Source organism: Streptomyces sp. NPDC028991, from assembly GCF_055564775.1.
In genome coordinates this window covers 152,904-169,824 of the sequence record NZ_JBVHVP010000002.1, presented here as the reverse complement: position 1 = coordinate 169,824, position 16,921 = coordinate 152,904, and the positions used below count along the sequence as shown (strand labels likewise).

The 16,921-nt window shown below is 70.1% G+C and carries 17 protein-coding genes and 1 pseudogene; 9 read left to right on the top strand and 9 right to left on the bottom strand.

Translation table 11 applies throughout. The features are described from left to right. Positions 1 to 7 precede the first annotated feature (7 nt). Entirely contained in the window at positions 8 to 367 is a 360-nt protein-coding gene (locus ACZ4V1_RS04870) for an NADH-quinone oxidoreductase subunit A (RefSeq protein ID WP_003974383.1), read from the bottom strand. Positions 368 to 1,120: 753 nt separating this feature from the next. On the opposite strand from ACZ4V1_RS04870, the gene ACZ4V1_RS04865 reads away from it, so the two are divergent. Beyond that, positions 1,121 to 1,963 carry a C40 family peptidase gene (locus ACZ4V1_RS04865; protein WP_468329424.1) on the top strand — a complete coding sequence of 281 codons (843 nt, stop codon included), beginning with the start codon at positions 1,121 to 1,123 and terminating at the stop codon, positions 1,961 to 1,963. A gap of 154 nt (positions 1,964 to 2,117) precedes the next feature. Further along, positions 2,118 to 2,774: a peptide deformylase gene (gene def / locus ACZ4V1_RS04860; protein WP_468329421.1), complete on the top strand. Its 657-nt coding sequence runs from the start codon at positions 2,118 to 2,120 to the stop codon at positions 2,772 to 2,774. Between the two features lie 18 nt (positions 2,775 to 2,792). On the opposite strand, the gene ACZ4V1_RS04855 is transcribed toward def, so the two are convergent. Then, a complete protein-coding gene (locus ACZ4V1_RS04855; protein WP_468329418.1) occupies positions 2,793 to 4,127 on the bottom strand; it encodes a geranylgeranyl reductase family protein in 1,335 nt (444 codons plus the stop codon). Positions 4,128 to 4,174: 47 nt separating this feature from the next. On the opposite strand from ACZ4V1_RS04855, the gene ACZ4V1_RS04850 reads away from it, so the two are divergent. Together ACZ4V1_RS04850 and ACZ4V1_RS04845 are read left to right on the top strand one after the other, a co-directional pair. Beyond that, entirely contained in the window at positions 4,175 to 4,720 is a 546-nt protein-coding gene (locus ACZ4V1_RS04850; RefSeq protein WP_468329415.1) for a GNAT family N-acetyltransferase, read from the top strand. Positions 4,721 to 4,813: 93 nt separating this feature from the next. Then, positions 4,814 to 5,167 carry a PASTA domain-containing protein gene (locus ACZ4V1_RS04845; protein ID WP_468330896.1) on the top strand — a complete coding sequence of 118 codons (354 nt, stop codon included), beginning with the start codon at positions 4,814 to 4,816 and terminating at the stop codon, positions 5,165 to 5,167. Here the strand turns inward: ACZ4V1_RS04845 and ACZ4V1_RS04840 are convergent. The 5 genes from ACZ4V1_RS04840 to ACZ4V1_RS04820 all read right to left on the bottom strand — a co-directional run bounded on the left by ACZ4V1_RS04840 (position 5,154) and on the right by ACZ4V1_RS04820 (position 11,630). Then, positions 5,154 to 5,849: a demethylmenaquinone methyltransferase gene (locus ACZ4V1_RS04840; protein WP_468329412.1), complete on the bottom strand. Its 696-nt coding sequence runs from the start codon at positions 5,847 to 5,849 to the stop codon at positions 5,154 to 5,156. The genes ACZ4V1_RS04845 and ACZ4V1_RS04840 overlap by 14 nt on opposite strands. 134 nt (positions 5,850 to 5,983) lie before the next feature. Then, the gene (locus ACZ4V1_RS04835) at positions 5,984 to 6,583 is read right to left on the bottom strand and encodes an imidazolonepropionase-like domain-containing protein (RefSeq protein ID WP_468329409.1); all 600 of its coding nucleotides are present in this window, start codon (positions 6,581 to 6,583) and stop codon (positions 5,984 to 5,986) included. Between the two features lie 14 nt (positions 6,584 to 6,597). Continuing rightward, positions 6,598 to 7,797, bottom strand: a complete 1,200-nt coding sequence (gene mqnC, locus ACZ4V1_RS04830; RefSeq protein ID WP_468329406.1) for a cyclic dehypoxanthinyl futalosine synthase — start codon at positions 7,795 to 7,797, stop codon at positions 6,598 to 6,600. A 78-nt stretch (positions 7,798 to 7,875) separates the two neighbouring features. Further along, positions 7,876 to 8,616 (bottom strand): prepilin peptidase, encoded by a 741-nt coding sequence (locus tag ACZ4V1_RS04825; RefSeq protein WP_468329403.1) that lies wholly within the window; start codon positions 8,614 to 8,616, stop codon positions 7,876 to 7,878. A 14-nt stretch (positions 8,617 to 8,630) separates the two neighbouring features. Beyond that, entirely contained in the window at positions 8,631 to 11,630 is a 3,000-nt protein-coding gene (locus ACZ4V1_RS04820) for a BTAD domain-containing putative transcriptional regulator (RefSeq protein ID WP_468329400.1), read from the bottom strand. A 314-nt stretch (positions 11,631 to 11,944) separates the two neighbouring features. Here ACZ4V1_RS04820 and ACZ4V1_RS04815 point away from each other — a divergent pair, with 314 nt between their 5' ends. Continuing rightward, positions 11,945 to 12,604 (top strand): hypothetical protein, encoded by a 660-nt coding sequence (locus tag ACZ4V1_RS04815; protein ID WP_468329397.1) that lies wholly within the window; start codon positions 11,945 to 11,947, stop codon positions 12,602 to 12,604. A 23-nt stretch (positions 12,605 to 12,627) separates the two neighbouring features. Beyond that, complete coding sequence (locus tag ACZ4V1_RS04810; RefSeq protein WP_468329394.1) at positions 12,628 to 13,650, top strand: hypothetical protein; 1,023 nt, start codon at positions 12,628 to 12,630, stop codon at positions 13,648 to 13,650. Here ACZ4V1_RS04810 and ACZ4V1_RS04805 read toward each other — a convergent pair. Next, positions 13,640 to 13,771 carry a hypothetical protein gene (locus tag ACZ4V1_RS04805; RefSeq protein ID WP_468329391.1) on the bottom strand — a complete coding sequence of 44 codons (132 nt, stop codon included), beginning with the start codon at positions 13,769 to 13,771 and terminating at the stop codon, positions 13,640 to 13,642. The two genes, ACZ4V1_RS04810 and ACZ4V1_RS04805, sit on opposite strands and share 11 nt — an antisense overlap. After that, positions 13,758 to 14,182: pseudogene (locus ACZ4V1_RS04800) on the bottom strand (ATP-binding protein). The gene ACZ4V1_RS04805 and the pseudogene ACZ4V1_RS04800 overlap by 14 nt, the downstream one beginning before the upstream one ends. Before the next feature lie 24 nt (positions 14,183 to 14,206). Between ACZ4V1_RS04800 and ACZ4V1_RS04795 the strand changes: the two are divergent. From ACZ4V1_RS04795 to ACZ4V1_RS04785, 3 genes are all read left to right on the top strand, one after another. Beyond that, positions 14,207 to 15,016: a DUF5753 domain-containing protein gene (locus tag ACZ4V1_RS04795; protein ID WP_468329389.1), complete on the top strand. Its 810-nt coding sequence runs from the start codon at positions 14,207 to 14,209 to the stop codon at positions 15,014 to 15,016. Between the two features lie 10 nt (positions 15,017 to 15,026). After that, complete coding sequence (locus tag ACZ4V1_RS04790) at positions 15,027 to 15,218, top strand: DUF397 domain-containing protein (protein WP_468329386.1); 192 nt, start codon at positions 15,027 to 15,029, stop codon at positions 15,216 to 15,218. A 101-nt stretch (positions 15,219 to 15,319) separates the two neighbouring features. Further along, a complete protein-coding gene (locus tag ACZ4V1_RS04785) occupies positions 15,320 to 16,900 on the top strand; it encodes a WXG100 family type VII secretion target (protein WP_468329383.1) in 1,581 nt (526 codons plus the stop codon). Positions 16,901 to 16,921 lie beyond the last annotated feature (21 nt).

The window sequence follows — 16,921 nt, the reverse complement described above, 5'->3', positions numbered from 1 at the left end:
TGGCCCCTCAGTCCCATTCCAGGCCGCCGCGCCGCCATACGTACGCGTACGCGACGAAGACGGTGAGCACGAAGAGCAGCATCTCCACGAGCCCGAAAATCCCCAGGGCGTCGAAGGTGACGGCCCAGGGGTAGAGGAAGACGATCTCGATATCGAAGATGATGAAGAGCATCGCCGTCAGGTAGTACTTGATGGGGAAGCGCCCGCCGCCGGCCGGCGTGGGGGTCGGCTCGATGCCGCACTCGTAGGCCTCGAGCTTCGCCCGGTTGTACCGCTTCGGACCGATCAGCGTGGCCATGACCACGGAGAAGATCGCAAAGCCTGCCCCGAGGGCTCCCAGTACGAGGATGGGCGCATACGCGTTCACCGCTCCTCGCTCCTCTCAGTCGGCACTGACTGCTGGCGGTTGCATCGGACTCACAGCCGCCCCAACAGCCCCACGAGCTCCGCCCGTCCCGGCGAAGATCGCGAACATGTGAAGCAGGTCACAAGCCCAACTGCCTCGCATCTTATGCCTGCCGCTCTGTGATCTGCGACACGGGGTATTGCACAAGCTTTGTGATCTCCACCACCTGACGAACGATCATGAAGTCGGATGAGCGGTGATCTTCACACAAGAAGCGTTCAGGTGATCACCAGAGGTGACATTTTCGCTCGTCGCCGCTGGCCAGAGGAGGCGTGCGGCGAGCGCCTCAATATCAAGATGGTTCTCTTGCATGCAAATTGGTGCTGGACGCGAACCCTTGATAGAGGACGCGTTCACACATCAGAGGGAGGGTCGGGGTGCGGTGTGGACACGTGCACGCGTTCACGAGCGCCGGAAGCCCGGTCGCGCGCCACGGACGCGGCCGACGGGGTAACCGTTCCGTGACCTGCGCCACATTCATGAGAGACGCCTGAGAACCGGGCTTGGCCAACTGTCCCAACAAGTGGTAAGCGCGGGGCAATTCGGGCGTAACGATCAAAGCCCGTGATCACAGGTGGGTTACGGGCCGTCCGCAATGTCCGTTAGGGCGTCAATAAGGAGCGACACGCCCGGGATTCGGGACGCGATTGAACAACTGTGGCGGAGCACACGTTTCTTGAAGGTATGGAGGAGCTCCTGATACCGGTTGTCCCTATGTCCCACACCGCTCACATACGCAGCCACCGGAAACCCCGCCGCAGCGCGTCGACCATCGCGATGCGGGCCGGAGTTGCCGGTGGCGTCCTCAGCACCCTGGCAGTCGCCGGGGCGTCGGGTTCGGCCAACGCCGCCGAACCGGTGACGCAGACCCTCGAACTGCCCACCCTGACGGCCGACCTGTCCGCTCAGGTCGCCCAGTCCGCGAACGTCACGCAGCAGGCGGCCGCGAGCTACGAGCTGCAGGCCGAGCGTGACGCGGCCGCCGCCAAGGCCGCCAAGGAGGCCAAGGCGGACCTCGCCGAGGCCAAGAAGAAGGCCGCGGCGGAGAAGAAGAAGGCCGAGGAGGCCGCGCGCAAGGCGGCCGCCGAGCGCGCCTCGCGCAGTGCCGAGCGCGCCACCCTGAGCGCCTCGGCGGACACCGGGTCCTCCGACAGCTCCACCGGCTCGGACAGCGGCGTCAGCAGCAACACGTCCACGGCCACCGGTTCGGCCGCCGCGGTCGTCGCGTTCGTTCAGTCCCAGGTCGGCGACGCCTACGTCTCCGGCGGCACCGGCCCCAACTCCTGGGACTGCTCCGGCCTGGTGCAGGCCGCCTTCAAGTCGGTCGGCGTCGACCTGCCGCGCGTCTCCCAGTCCCAGTCCACCGCCGGCACCCAGGTGGGGCTGAGCAACCTCCAGCCGGGCGACATCCTGTACTGGGGCGGTGCGGGCAGCGCGTACCACGTGGGCGTCTACGTCGGCGACGGCATGTTCGTCGGCGCGCAGAACTCCTCCACCGGTGTCGTCAAGGCGTCGCTGGACTACGACCCGCCGAGCGGCGCGGTGCGCGTGCTCTAGGGCGCACACACGCACGGGCTCCGGCGGAGCCCGGGATACGACTGACGCAGGGCCGCAGCCTCTCGGGGCCGCGGCCCTGCGGGCGCTCCTGACATGCTCGTGGACGGGGCCGGGTCTCCACCGGCCCCGTCCACGACCCGAAGGGGAGAACGTCATGCCCAGTGTGTTCGTACAGGGGCGGCCCGCCACCGCCTACCCTCCGCTCGCGCCCGAGGCCCGGCGCGGGTCGGTGCGGCGTGTCACCGAGGTCGGCGAAGAGGTCCTGCACAAGCCGTGCCGGGACGTCACCGAGTTCGGGCCCGACCTCGCCGCGCTCATCGACGACATGTTCCGCACGATGTACGTCGCCGAGGGAGCCGGGCTGGCGGCGAATCAGGTGGGCGTCGGTCTGCGGCTGTTCGTGTACGACTGCCCGGACGACGACGGTGTCCGACATGTCGGGCACATCGTCAATCCGGTGCTGGAGTCCCTGGATCCGGCGGCGCGGCGGCTGCTCGACGAGGGCGAGGGGTGTCTGTCGGTGCCCGGTGCCACGATGGCCGTACCGCGCCCCGACCGGGCCGTCGTACGGGGCCTCGACAAGGACGGCGAGCCGCTCGTCGTCGAGGGCACCGGATACTTCGCGCGCTGCCTCGCCCACGAGACCGACCACGTGAACGGTTACGTGTACCTGGACCGGCTCTCCGCGCGCGACCGCAAGGCGGCGCTGCGGCAGTCGGCGGACCGGCGCGAGGAGGTCTTCGCGCGCCGGGCCGCCAACGCCCGGGCCCTCGAGGGGGACTCCGGCGGCCTCACCGGGTTCCGGGGCTGACCGGAGGCACCAGACCCGTCAGGCCTTCGGCGCGACCTTACTCAGTCCGTTGATGATGCGGTCCATCGCGTCGCCGCCCGTCGGGTCCGTCAGGTTGGCGAGCATCTTGAGGGTGAACTTCATCAGGATGGGATGGGTGAGGCCGCGCTGGGTCGCGATCTGCATGACCTTCGGGTTGCCGATGAGCTTCACGAAGGCGCGGCCCAGCGTGTAGTAGCCGCCGTAGGTGTCCTTCAGGACGCGCGGGTAGCGCTGGAGGGCGGTCTCGCGCTGGGCCGGGGTGGTCCGCGCGTGTGCCTGGACGATGACGTCGGCGGCGATCTGGCCGGACTCCATGGCGTAGGCGATGCCCTCGCCGTTGAAGGGGTTCACCAGGCCGCCGGCGTCGCCGACGAGCAGCAGGCCCTTGGTGTAGTGGGGCTGGCGGTTGAAGGCCATGGGCAGGGCGGCGCCGCGGATCGGGCCGGTCATGTTGTCCGGGGTGTAGCCCCAGTCCTCCGGCATGGAGGCGCACCAGGCCTTGAGGATCTCGCGCCAGTCGATCTCCTTGAAGGAATTGGAGGTGTTCAGCACGCCCAGGCCGACGTTCGAGGTGCCGTCGCCCATGCCGAAGATCCAGCCGTAGCCCGGCAGGAGGCGGTCCTGGGCGCCGCGGCGGTCCCACAGCTCCAGCCAGGACTCCAGGTAGTCGTCGTCGTGGCGGGGCGAGGTGAAGTACGTGCGGACCGCGACGCCCATCGGACGGTCCTCGCGGCGGTGCAGGCCCATCGCGAGGGACAGCCGCGTGGAGTTGCCGTCGGCGGCAACGACCAGCGGAGCGTGGAAGGTGACCTCGCGCTTGTCCTCACCCAGCTTGGCGTGCACGCCGGTGATGCGGCCGGTGCGGTCGTCGACGACCGGGGCGCCGACGTTGCAGCGCTCGTACAGGCGCGCGCCGGCCTTCTGGGCCTGCCGGGCGAGCTGGTCGTCGAAGTCGTCGCGCTTGCGGACGAGTCCGTAGTCCGGGAAGGAGGCCAGATCCGGCCAGTCCAGCTGGAGGCGGGAGCCACCGCCGATGATGCGCAGGCCCTTGTTGCGCAGCCAGCCGGCCTCCTCGGAGATGTCGATGCCCATGGCGACGAGCTGCTTGACCGCGCGCGGGGTCAGACCGTCACCGCAGACCTTCTCCCGGGGAAACGCGGTCTTCTCCAGCAGGAGGACGTCGAGCCCGGCCTTGGCCAGGTGGTACGCGGTCGTGGAGCCGGCTGGCCCCGCGCCCACGACGATCACATCGGCGGTGTGGTCGGAGAGGGGCTCGGTCACGGCGGGATCTCCCCAGGTTCGAAAATCTGCGTGCCGACGGGCACTGGACATGGGCAGTCTATTCAGCGTCACCGACCACCCGGCTGAAGGGCTGCCCAGTGAACCGAGCTCTCCCCGTTGTACGGTTGCGCGTCCCCACCGACGAGGACGCCGTCGCCTGGCATCGGATCTTCGACGACCCGGACGTCATGGAGTTCCACGGCGGGAGGTCCGCGGAGCTGTCCGTCTACGAGGAGCTCACCGCCCGCCAGCGCCGGCACGACGCCGAGCACGGCTTCTGCCTGTGGACCATGGTGGACGAGAACGGCCGGGTCGTCGGCTTCACCGGCGCCCAGCCGTGGCCGCAGGACTGGGGTCCCAAGGGCGACATCGAGATCGGCTGGCGTCTCGGGCGGGCGCACTGGGGCAAGGGGTATGTCACGGCGGCGGCCCGGCAGACCCTGGAGCGGGTGCGGGCGGCCGGTGTGGCGGAGGTGGTCGCGATGGTCGACGCGCGCAACACCCGGTCCATCGCGGTGACGGAGCGCCTGGGCATGCGGCTCGATGAGGTCTTCACGACCCCGGCCTCGCAGCAGCAGGGGCACTGCTACCGGCTTCCCCTTACACGTACCGGCTGCCCCTCACACGGGCATGACAGTAAGTAAGCGACTGTCACAGTAAGCCACTTGGCGCTTCCCGGCGGTGCCCCGCGGAGCTACTCTGCCGGGTACCGCTGGGGGGTGACGTCCGTGACGTCCGTGCGCCTGGTACCCGGTAAATCCGACGTACGCGTACCGCGCCTGGCCGGCCCGATGGCCGTGGACGCGCGGGAGGCGGCCCGGGCGCAGGGTCTGTCCCCGCACGCGCCGGACCGGCCCGGCCCCCACCTCGCCGTCGTCGACTACATCGTACGCCAGTACCCGCAGCCCGGCGCGCACGTGCCGCGGGAGTCGCGGGAGTCGCGGGTGTACGTATGGTTCGACTTCGGGGAGGGCGAGGGCGGCAGGGGCATCCGGGAGCCGCGGGTGCCGGGTCCGCCCCGGGGCGGACTCCGGCGGGAGCTGGCCGAGCCGGGCGAGCCGCCCCGCGGCGCGGTTCTCAGCTCTCCTTGAACCCCCGGTGCAGCGCCACCACGCCACCCGTCAGGTTCCGGTACGCCACCCGGGACCAGCCGGCCTTGCCCAGCCGCTGAGCGAGCGCCGGCTGGTCGGGCCAGGCGCGGATGGACTCGGCGAGGTAGACGTACGCGTCGGGGTTGGACGACACCGCGCGGGCCACCGGCGGCAGGGCGCGCATCAGGTACTCGGTGTAGACGGTCCGGAAGGGCGTCCAGGTGGGGTGCGAGAACTCGCAGATGACGACCCGGCCGCCGGGCCGCGTCACCCGGTACATCTCGCGCAGCGCGGCGTCGGTGTCCTGGACGTTGCGCAGCCCGAAGGAGATGGTGACCGCGTCGAAGGTGTCGTCCTTGAACGGCAGCCGGGTCGCGTCGCCCGCGGTGAACGGCAGCCAGGAGTGTCTCTCCTTGCCGACCTGGAGCATGCCGAGGGAGAAGTCGCAGGGGACGACGTAGGCGCCGGTGCGGGCGAAGGGCAGGGAGGACGTCGCGGTGCCGGCCGCGAGGTCGAGGACCTTCTGCGCGGGACGGGCGTCGACGGCTCTGGCGACCTCCTTGCGCCACGCCCGGTCCTGGCCGAGCGAGAGCACGGCGTTCGTCAGGTCGTACCGTTCCGCGACGTGGTCGAACATCGAGGCGACTTCGTGCGGCTGCTTGTTCAGGCTGGCTCGGGTCACGGTCCCATTGTGGCAGGCGACCCCCTCCGCCAACGCGCGCCTGTCCACCGGGCGGCCCCCTGCGCCAACGCGCGCCTGTCCGCCAGGCGCCCCCCTGCGCCTACGCCCGCCGGTACACCAGACAGCCCCCGCGCCTACGCCCGCCGGTACACCAGGCGGCCGCCCACGACAGTGGCCACGCACGTCGACGCGCCATGGCGCACGAGTGCGGCCCGGTCGGGTACGTCGAACACCGCGAACCGCGCGGGTTTGCCGGCGCCGAGGGCCGGAAGCAGCACGAGCGGTACCGGCGAGAACGACGGGGGGCCGGGCAGGGTGGCCGGGCGCGCGGCCATGGCGAGCCCCGCCCGACGCACCGCGTCCAAGGCGCCGCGGACACGCAGCTCACCTGCGGCGGCGACCGTTCCGTGCGCCAGCATCCGCTGCACCCCGCGGCGTGCGCTGGCGCCCGGCGCCGACGCGTCGGCGCGCAGCAGCACCCGTGCGCGCTCCCCGAAGAGCGGCTCGGTGCCGAGCCGGCCCGCCTCGCGCGGATCGGGGTGGTACGCCTGTTCCAGCAGTTCTGGGCCGTACGGGTTGAGCAGCCCGGGCGTCAGGATGCCGGGCCACCGCCGCACCCGCGCCCGAGGGTGGTCGGCGGCCAGTTCTTCGTACGGGCCGACGGCGGCGACGTGCGCGCCGTCGACCAGGACGGCCGCCTCGGGCGAGGCCTGGGCGACGTGAATCGTCAGCACGGAAACGACGGTCCTCAGTTGGAGGCGAGCAGCTTCAGTTCCGGATGGGCCGTGCCGCCCTCGATGGCCGTGGACGAGATGTGGGACACGACGCGCTCGTCGACGGGGTCGTTCGCCGGGTCGTCGTGCACGACGAGGTGCTCGTACGTCGTGGCGCGCTGCGCCGGGACGCGTCCCGCCTTGCGGATCAGGTCGATGATCTCCAGCCGGTTGGAGCGGTGCTTGGCACCGGCCGACGACACGACGTTCTCCTCCAGCATGATCGAGCCGAGGTCGTCGGCGCCGTAGTGCAGGGAGAGCTGGCCGACCTCCTTGCCCGTCGTGAGCCAGGAGCCCTGGATGTGGGCGACGTTGTCCATGAAGAGCCGGGCGATGGCGATCATCCGCAGGTACTCGAAGAGCGTGGCCTGCGTGCGGCCCTTCAGGTGGTTGTTCTCGGGCTGGTAGGTGTACGGGATGAAGGCGCGGAAGCCGCCGGTGCGGTCCTGCACGTCCCGGATCATGCGCAAGTGCTCGATGCGCTCGGCGTTGGTCTCGCCGGTGCCCATGAGCATGGTGGAGGTCGACTCGACACCCAGCCGGTGCGCGATCTCCATGATCTCCAGCCAGCGCTCGCCGGACTCCTTCAGCGGCGCGATGGCCTTGCGCGGCCGCTCGGGCAGCAGCTCGGCGCCCGCACCGGCGAAGGAGTCGAGCCCGGCGGCGTGGATGCGCTGGATCGCCTCCTCGACCGACACCTTCGAGATCCGCGCCATGTGCTCGACCTCGCTCGCCCCCAGGCTGTGGATGACGAGCTGCGGGAACTCCTTCTTGATGGCGGCGAAGTGCTTCTCGTAGTACTCGACGCCGTAGTCCGGGTGGTGGCCGCCCTGGAACATGATCTGCGTGCCGCCCAGCTCGACGGTCTCCGCGCAGCGGCGCAGGATGTCGTCGAGGTCGCGGGTCCAGCCCTTGGCGGTGTCCTTGGGGGCGGCGTAGAAGGCGCAGAATTTGCACGCCGTGACGCACACGTTCGTGTAGTTGATGTTGCGCTCGATGATGTACGTGGCGATGTGCTCGGTACCGGCGTACCTGCGCCTGCGTACGGCGTCGGCGGCGGCGCCCAGTGCGTGCAGCGGGGCGTCGCGGTAGAGGACGAGCGCCTCCTCGGGGGTGATCCGACCACCGGCGGCGGCGCGGTCGAGGATGGGCTGAAGGTCGGCCTTCTCGGTCACCGGCGTCCCTTTCGCAGAGTTCGTAAGGGTTGTGGACGGACCCGCCCAGCCTACGCCAGGCCCTCTACGGGTCGGTGCTCAGGCCGCGTAGGCCCCCGCGAGGACGCCGAGGAAGGCGCCCGCGATCAGGAACGGCCCGAACGGGATGGCCGTCTTGCGGCCCGCCCGCCGGGCGACGACGAGGGCACCGCCGTAGAGCGCGCCGAGCAGGAACCCGGCGAAGGTGCCGAGCATCAGCGTCGGCCAGCCGTACCAGCCGAGGACGGCTCCGGCCGTGAGGGCCAGTTTCACGTCGCCGAAGCCCATGCCGGCCGGGTTGATGAGGAACAGCACGAGGTAACCGGCGCCGAGGGCGAGCGCGCCCAGCAGGGCGGTGGTCCACTCCCCGGCGTGCTCGGGCACGAGGGCGGTGAGGCCGAGGAGGACGAGTGCGGTGCCGGCGAGGGGCAGGGTGAGGGGGTCGGGCAGCCGCCGTACCCGGAGGTCGACGACCGCGAGGAGCACGCCGGCCGGGGCGAGCAGCAGCCAGACCGCCAACTCGGGGCGGGTGCCGGTGGCGGCGGCGAGGGCGGCGCAGACGAGGGCGGTGGCGGTGGCGAGGACGGCGGTGCGGGGGCCGTAGCAGGCCGCCCCGGCCTCGCACTGCCCGCACCGCGCCCGCCCGAGCCAGCCCCGGACGGGATGCGCGCCGTCCGGGCACCGTTCGCGCCACGCCTCCCCCGAGGGGGCGGAGAACCGGTAGGCCGCGCGGGGCAGCAGCGCGCCGGCCGCCGCGCCCCAGAGCGCGGCGGCCAGGACGATCAGGAGATCGGTGTTCACCGGGAGATCGATGGTCACCCGGCGGCGGCGACGCCGTCGCGCCAGGTCGGCAGCAGCTCGTCGAGCAGCGCCTCGGTGCGCGGCGGCAGACCGCGCGCGCCGCTGCGGCCGATGAGATCGGCGGCGAGCGCGTGGAGCCGGCCGGCGTCGTCGGTGGCGTGCGTGGCGCGCAGCAGCTCGTGCCACAGGCGCTCGTCAGCGGGGGCTGTGCGCAGCGCCGCGTTCAGCGCCTCGATGGCCTTCTCGGCCCGGTTCTTCTCCAGGTGGAACTCGGAGAGCGCGAGGCCGGTGTCCGCGACGAGCAGCGGAAGCTGGGCGTCGATGATCTCGTGGGTGAGCCAGCGGTAGCGGCCCTCGGGCCGGTCGGCGAGCAGCGGCCCCCGCACCAGCACCAGCGCGTCGGTGAGCAGCCGGCCGCGCACCTGGCGGCTGCCGACGCCCCGCCCCTGCGTGGCCTCGTAGTAGAGGGAGCGCAGTACGTCCAGGTCGGAAACGACGGACTTGGCGAGGGTGAGCCGTCCGCCCGCGTCCGTGCGCAGTCGTGCGCTGCCGTCGGGGTCGGTGCCCAGCCAGGCCCGCAGCCGCTCGAGGAGCGCGTCGCGCACGTCCGCCGTCACGCCGCGCGGCCACAGCGCCGAGGCCAGCACACGCGGGTGGACGCCCTCACGGTGCAGCAGGAGCAGGGCGAGAGCCTCGTGCAACTGGGCGCTGCGGTCCCCGTCGGGCGCGTCCAGGCCGATGATCTCGTACGACCCGACGAGGCGGGCGTACACCGCGGGCCGCCCCTGCTCGCTGACGTCGACGAGGAACGGCGGGGTGTTGGCCGGTCCGCCGGGCCCGCGTTCGGGGTCGGCGTCGGTGAACAGTTCGACGACGGCCCGCTGCTGCGCGGCCGGAAGCAACTGGGCCTCCAGCTCCAGCCCGAGGAGCGGCGCGAGCAGCTTCCCCTCTCCGGTGATCTCCATCTCCCAGGCGGCGCCGGGCAGATCGGTGCCCTCGGTGCCGACGAGGTAGCCGATGCCGAGGCGACTGGCGTCGGCCGCGAGTTCCGCGAGCCGCAGGGCGTCCTCGTCGGACGGCTGGGCGGCGAGCAGGACGAGGTGCGGCGCCCAACGCGTGTGCTGGGCGGGCCCGGTACGGCCGGTGAGCACGGAGTCGTGACCTGCGGCACCCAGGGCGCCGCGCCGCTGTCGGGTCTCGGCGGACATGGTCTCGAAGAGGTCCTCGAACCCGTCGAGGTGGCGGATCCGGTTGGGCGCGAGGGGCGTGAGGTCGTCCCCGAACCCGACGAGCGTGATGGTCATACGGTCCGACCAGCCGTTGGTGGCCAGTTCGGCGGCGACCGACGCGAACACGGCGGACCGGTCGGCCTCCGTACCGCTGAGCGAGACGAGGCCGGGCACGGCCTCCAGGTTGAGCAGCAACCGCGAGTCGTCCATGGTGCCGAGGCTGACGAGACCCGGGTACGGCGCGGCCGTGTCGGCGTCCTCGTACCCCTCGGCGTCGGCGCGGGCCAGCATCCAGAAGGTCTGGTCCTGCCCGAGCTGCCAGGGCGTCGGCGGCTTGCCGGCCGGCTGGGCGAGCTGGAGGTGCAGGTCGCCGTTGCTGCTCATCCAGGCCGCGTACACGACGGGCAGCGGCCGCGACTCGGCGGCGAGGGCGGCGGCCAGTCCGCGCAGCGACCGGTCCAGCAGGCGTACGCCTTCGGGGTCGGCGCCGACGAGCAGCGCGTCCTGCGCGTCCTGGGCGGCACCGGTCGGCGTGGGCGGCTCCATGCCGCGCCGCCCGCCGACGTTGCCCAGCGCCGACTGCCACAGTGCCTGCCGGCGCCGGCGGCCGAGGGCGCCGAGGAGACCGGCGGCGAGCAGGGGCGCGGCGAGGAGGGCCTCGGGGAGCCCGAAAGAGTGCCCGGACTGTCCGGCGGGGGTGGCGTGCTCCCGCCCGGCGTCGGGTGCGGGGGCCGGGGTCGCGGGCGTCACCGGGGTGGGCGCGGGCCGCTGCTCGGGGAGGGAGACCTGGGCGTCCCCGCCGCCTCCCTGGGCCCCGGAACCGCCACTGCCCTGCGCGTGATCACCCGTCTGCGCGTAGTCGCTAATTTGCTGCTGCACCTGTTCGGAAACGTTCGGCGCCTCGTCGGGCATCTCGACGAGCTCGCCGCCGCGGGCGTCACCGGGCATCTCCATGATCCACCCCGGCCGGATCAGGGACGCCTCGGACAGCTTGGACCCGTCCGGCTGCACGCGGTCCTTGTTGAGCTCGAAGATCTCCTTGTACCGGCGTCCGTCGCCGAGGTGCCGGTCGGCGATCTCCCAGAGGGAGTCGTGGTGACGTCCCTCGGGCGGCTGGATCCGGTAGTACTTCGTGTCGCCGTGCGCGGCGGAGCCACCGTCGGCGCGGGCGGCGGCCTGTCCGGCCTGCCCGGCCTGCTCGGCGAGGGCGTTCGCGGTACTGGCGGCCTGCTCCTGCTGCTGGGCGAAGATCCCCGGCGTCTGCTGGGCGGCGGCGACGGACGGCTGCTGGTTCCCCTCCAGGCTCTGCCCGAGCTGCGACAGCCCCGGCGTGAGGCTCGCCGCGGTCGCACCGACGAGCAGCAGGGCGGCGACGAGCTGCCGGGCGAGCAGCTGGCTGGGCCCGGACCCCGGCACTCTCCCCGGCACCCCGACGCCGGACAGCGCGGCCTTGACCTCGACGAGCACGCAGGCGGTGAACTGCGCCCACGCGAACCAGACGACGACGGTCAGGATGTGCAGGAAGGTGCTGACGGTGATCTCACGCTGCAGCCAGTCGAGGCCGGGCATGCCGTCCGGCAGGGGCCAGCCGATCTGGGTGGCCAGCGCGAGGGGCACCCCGGCGACGAGCACGAGCAGCACGACGAAGGCGAGGAACGCCTTGACGAAGTCCCCGAACGACCGCCGCCGCACCCGCACCGGTTGGGGCGTCCGGTTCCTCGGAGCCGGCGAACTTCCCGTCGAGCCCGTCGAGCTTGACGAGCTGGTGGTGCGGCGTCGAGGCATGGCGGGTTTCCCGGGTCGTGTGTCGTGTGTGGGTGTATGTGGACGTATGTGGAGGGCGGCTGGAGCGTCCGGTATGAGGGGTGTGCTGAGCCTACAGAGATCTTATGGACTCACACCGACACCGTCGAAGGGCCACCGCGAGACGCCGTCGCAACCCCGCTCCCCTTTACGGCCTTTGTCCCATGACGTCGACCACACGTCGGTCACCCCTTCACGCCCCCCACACAATCCCCGGAAACCGCCCAGGGCCCCTGCACCTCGCCCTGATAGCTTCGTTCCCTGTCGCACACGCCGTACCCCGGGGGGAACCAACCGTGGCCCGCAGCGCCCTCACGACCACCGCCGCCACCTTCACCGCGACAGCGGCCCTGCTACTGACCGCCTGCGGCGGGGGCGGCGACGACTCGGCGCCGGACGACATCAAAGGGGCGGGGACGGGGGCGGGCAGCTCCGCACCGTCGGCTACGGCATCCTCGGCACCGCCGCCCGGCGTCGAGCGACCGGTGATCAAGCTTCCCAGTAGCTTCCAACTGACCTTCCAGGACTGGACGAGCAGCGATGCTCAACAACAGGCCGTGCTCAACGACGCCAAGGAAGAGCTGCGGGCGGGGTACGCCGCGATCATCGCCAACGATCCCGACAGCGAAGCCGTTGCCTTCTACGACACCGATTCCGGCCGCTCGCAGAGCAAGAAGTGGATCAAGTCGTACACGGACAGGAACGTGACGGTGATCGGCAAGCTCCCGGTCTTCGACCCCAAGGTCACCGTGCTCGACGGCGGCACGACGGCGTCTCTCGGTTATTGCACGGACGAGAGTGAGGCGTACACCAAGCACCGGAAGACCGGCAAGGTCGAAGGGAATCCCGCGGACATGGATCCCGAGGTGTACTACCTGGTCACGCTCAGGAAGAGCAGCCAGGGCGTGTGGCAGAACGCGTCTGTCCGTTCGGAGCGGGGCGAGTGCGCGAAGTGAGGTCCCGTCATAAAGGGCTGCCCGTGCTCACCGCGTCACTGGTCACCGCAGTCTGCTGCTCCGCTCCTGCCCACGCCTTCGGCGGTTCCGGCACGAGAGGCGAAGCCGAGGGCAGTGAACTGACCGCCTCGGCACAGCACACGAGCATCAAGATCACGCAAGTGAGCGGCCCCACCGGCGGACGGCGGGGCAACCTGGTGTCGACCGACGTCAACTGGGAGCCCCCACCCTGCTGGTACGAACCCGTATTCACGCCCGAACAACTGAAGGACTTCGCGGAGACCGACGGTGGCGGTGACGTCAGTCTCCGCCAGGGGTGGTACGGATCCGAACTGTGGACCGACCACTTCAAGGACGGCAAGGCCGCCACCAACTACTTCGGCACCCCGTCGTCCGTGAAGGGCTACAAGGACTACAACCTCGGGGAGAGGGGGTTCTTCTGGCGCGGAGTCGCCCCGAGCCTCTCCGCTCTCGACGACACGTCCCTCTGCAACAGGCTCATGTTCTGGCAGGACGCCGGCGAGATCCCCGATGTGCCGAACGCTCCGACCCCCGAGATCCTCGCCGAGTACGCCTACGACAAGGTCGAGGTCCCTTCGACCGAGATCGAGGCGAAGCCGGCAGCCAAGTCCACCGTCAACCTCCCCACCTGGATCTGGCTGGACAAGGGCACCTTCAAGGAGGTCAAGGTCCGCGCCGAACTGCCCAACACGGGCCTGTGGGCCGAGACGACCGCGAAGCCCGTCGCCCTCCACCTGGAACCCGGCACGGACGACGCGGAGACCTTCCCCGCCTCCGGCGACTGCGAGATCAACGCCGACGGCTCCATCGGCACGCCGTACACGAAGGGCAAGGCCGACGAGATCCCGCCCTGCGGCATCCGCTACCTCCGCGCGTCGAACGGGGCGCCGTACCAGCTGGAGGCATCGGTCACCTGGGAGATCTCCTGGGAGGGCAACGGCGGAGCCGCGGGTGACCTGCCGGACGGCACCTTCGAGACGACGCAGGACATGGAAGTCCAGGAGATCCAGTCCATCAACCGCTGAACAGATCCTCGGCGCGCTCCACCGTCATCGCGCGCCGGGCCAGGACTTCGAGCTGATCGAGGACGTAGCAGTCGAGCACGCGCTCCCGGTACGGCGTGATCAACGCGCTACGCCGCGACAACGTCACACCACACGTACTTGCCCCGGTTCCCGCCCCTGGCCAGCGGCTGCCACCCCCACACGTCCGCGCACGCCCGCACGAGCGCGAGCCCTCGCCCCTCCTCCGCATCGGCGTGCGCCTCCGCCCTCCCGGGCGGCTCGGGCGGTTCCGGATCGGTAGCCCACGCCCCGATCCGCAGCACGCCGGCCGCCCACCGCACCCGGAGCGCGGCGGGGCCCTTGGTGTGCCGTACGGCATTGGAGACCAACTCCGTCGCGAGCAACTCGGCGGTGTCCACCAGGCGGATGAGGCCGTGCATCGTGAGGATCAGCCGGAGAGTGGGCGGCAGACGGTGACGGCGCGCAGGTCGTTCGGGATGTAGAGGGTGTACTCCCAGGGGGCGGCTGGGTCGGTCGGCGGGATTTCGGGCATGGGCGAACTCCGTTCAGAGAAGGGATGTTGGCCGGTGGCTTCGCCACAACCGTCGCGACAATGACGATGCCCGAGGTGGCGGGGCTGCTCAGCTCCACTTCGGCCCAGATGAGCCAGGTCGAGGCCGGGTTCGCGGGAGCGAGTGAAGAGCGCGTGCGCAGGTTGGCCGCTCACTACGCCTGCGCCGACGAGGACTTGGTCGACGCTCTGGTGACCATGGCCACCGACCGGACACAAGGCTGGTGGGAGGAGTTCCGAGGCATCCTTCCCCCAGTGTTCCTGGACGTGGCCGAGCTGGAACATCATGCGACGTTCCTGCACGAAGTCGTGATCACCCACGTACCGGGACTACTGCAGACCCCGGACTACGCCCGCGCCGTCTTCGGCTACATGGTTCCGGAGTTGCCCGACAGCGAGTTGACTCCGCGTGTCGAGCACCGGATGAGGCGCCGGGCAGTCATCGACCGTGACCTGCCGGTCCCGTACGAAACAATCGTCCACGAGGCCGCGCTGCGCATCCGCGTAGGCGACCGCCGGGTGACTCTCACCCAGCTTCGGAGGATCCTGGACGAGATGGAGAGGGAACACGTCACGGTACGGGTCGTCCCCTTCGAAACCGACCATTTCGCCGGCGCGAGCGCCGCCATGATGCATGTGGGCGGACCCCTCCCGCGCCTGGACACCGTGCTCCGCGACTCCCCCAGCGGCACGGCATTCCTGGATGCCGAATCCCAACTGGAGCGCTTCCGAACGCTCTTCCGTAAAGTGGAGAAAGCGGCACTCGACCCCACCAGGACGCGGGACTTCATCCACCACTTGGCGAAGGAATTGTGAGGCAAGAAGCGTGACCGGACCCAAGCGCTGGCAGAAGTCCTCCTACTCGGAGGGGGGCGACGGCAACACCTGCGTGGAGGTCGCACCCCTGCGAACCCGCGTCGCGATACGCGACTCGAAGGACCCGTCCAAGGGCATGGTGACCGTCCCGGTCGAATCCTTCACCGCCCTCATCCAGAGCCTCAAGACGGCCTCCACCTGACCTGATCCCGCTCCACCCAGCACACGGTGCGACAGCACATGCGATAAGTTCGTACGCGCGTTCCAAGCGGTAGGCATCGCACGTGTACGGGGGAGAACACGGTGTCGCACAGACCGGCGGACTGGCATGTACTGGACCTGGAGAAGGATCCGACGCCGGGCGACCCGGGCCGCATTCGCAAACTCGCCGGCACCCTGCACGACTTCGCCGACGACGTGTCCGACGTCCTGCGCGACCTCAAGGGCATCGCCAAGGAGGAGGAGATCCTCTCCTGGGCGGGCAAGACGGCGGACGTGTTCGCCGAGGAGTTCGAGGACGCCCCGAAGAAGCTGCGCAAGCTGAAGAAGTCGTACGACCTGGCCGGAGACGCGCTGGCCACCTTCTGGCCCGATCTCCAGGACGCACAGGAGAAGGCCGACAAGGCGCTGCGCGACGGCCGCAAGGCCCGTGAGGAACTCACCACCGCGCAGACGGCGTTGTCGGGAGCCAACGACTGGGTCCGCACCGCGACCGAGAAGGTGGACTCCTACGACCCCGCCAAGAGCGGCGGCAAAGACGTCCCGAAACCGGATGAGGCCGACGTCCGCCGCGCCACTCGCGACGCCCAGCACGCGAACGCCCGCCAGGCCGCGGCCCAACGGAACGTCGAAAGCGCGCAGAGCGCCCTGGACGCTGCGAAGAAGCTGGCCGGTCAGGCGAAGGGCCTCCGCGAGGAAGCGGCCCGACGGACGGTGACCAAGCTCAAGGAGGCCTCCGACGCCGGTATCCCGAACCGGCACTGGTGGGAGGAGATCGGCGACTGGGTCTCCGACCACTGGGACGAGATCGTCACCATCTGCAAGTGGGTCGTGGCCATCGCCGGGATCATCGTGATGATCGTCGGTGGACCGCTGGGGTGGTTGGTCTTCGCGGCGGCGCTTGTGGTGATGGCCGACACGATAAGAAAAGTCATCAAAGGTGAAGCGGGTTGGGGCGACCTCCTATGGGCGGCGCTGGACTGCATACCCGCGACCAAAGGATTCACAAGCCTCGCGAAGCTCGGCAAACTCTGGAAAGCGGGCGGCCTACGTGCTCTCGGTTCCGGGTTCATGGGAGGCATAGGCGGAGGCCTGAAGAATCTGGCGGATGGAGTTCGCAACTTGAGGAACGTACGTTTCTCACTGTTCAGCATGATGGGCAAGAGTCGATGGTGGAAAGCGGACTCTCCACATGTCGGCCCGCCGGGCCGGCGCGCCGATGATGCCCTGCCCTCTGACATGCCCGTCTACCACAAGCCGGGGGCGACCGCGATTGGATACGATCCAGCGACCCTTCGGAATTTCGATGTCGCAGAGCGGCTCCCTGGATATCAAGACGTGATTATTCATGGCACGACCGATGGTCGGATGGTCGCGGGACAGGTGAACCGTGCAGGACAGAGAGCGGGTGGACACGACGTTCACCCCAATCACGTCCTTGATACGATAAACCGTACGCCCGGTTACAACGGTGAACCTGTACGTATGCTTACCTGCCATTCAGGCTCCGCCCAGCCCGAAGTAATCCAAAACATAGCCAATTCCCTTGGCGTACCAGTCAAGGCGCCGACCAACGCGGTAGGCGTTCCCAGCTTCGGGGAGGGCCCGTTCACCCCTCACATCAAAGACGGTGGAGTGTGGCTCACCTTCCTCCCCATGGTCTGAGCGCGCCGCAACAACGAGGAG

What these genes read in the sequence shown, in the direction of transcription:
- def (WP_468329421.1), top strand. Translation starts at nt 2,118, where the DNA reads ATGCCCAGTGTGTTCGTACAGGGGCGGCCCGCCACCGCCTACCCTCCG.
- ACZ4V1_RS04865 (WP_468329424.1), top strand. Translation starts at nt 1,121, where the DNA reads ATGTCCCACACCGCTCACATACGCAGCCACCGGAAACCCCGCCGCAGC.
- ACZ4V1_RS04855 (WP_468329418.1), bottom strand. Translation starts at nt 4,127, where the DNA reads ATGTCCAGTGCCCGTCGGCACGCAGATTTTCGAACCTGGGGAGATCCC.
- ACZ4V1_RS04820 (WP_468329400.1), bottom strand. Translation starts at nt 11,630, where the DNA reads ATGCCTCGACGCCGCACCACCAGCTCGTCAAGCTCGACGGGCTCGACG.
- ACZ4V1_RS04795 (WP_468329389.1), top strand. Translation starts at nt 14,207, where the DNA reads ATGTTGGCCGGTGGCTTCGCCACAACCGTCGCGACAATGACGATGCCC.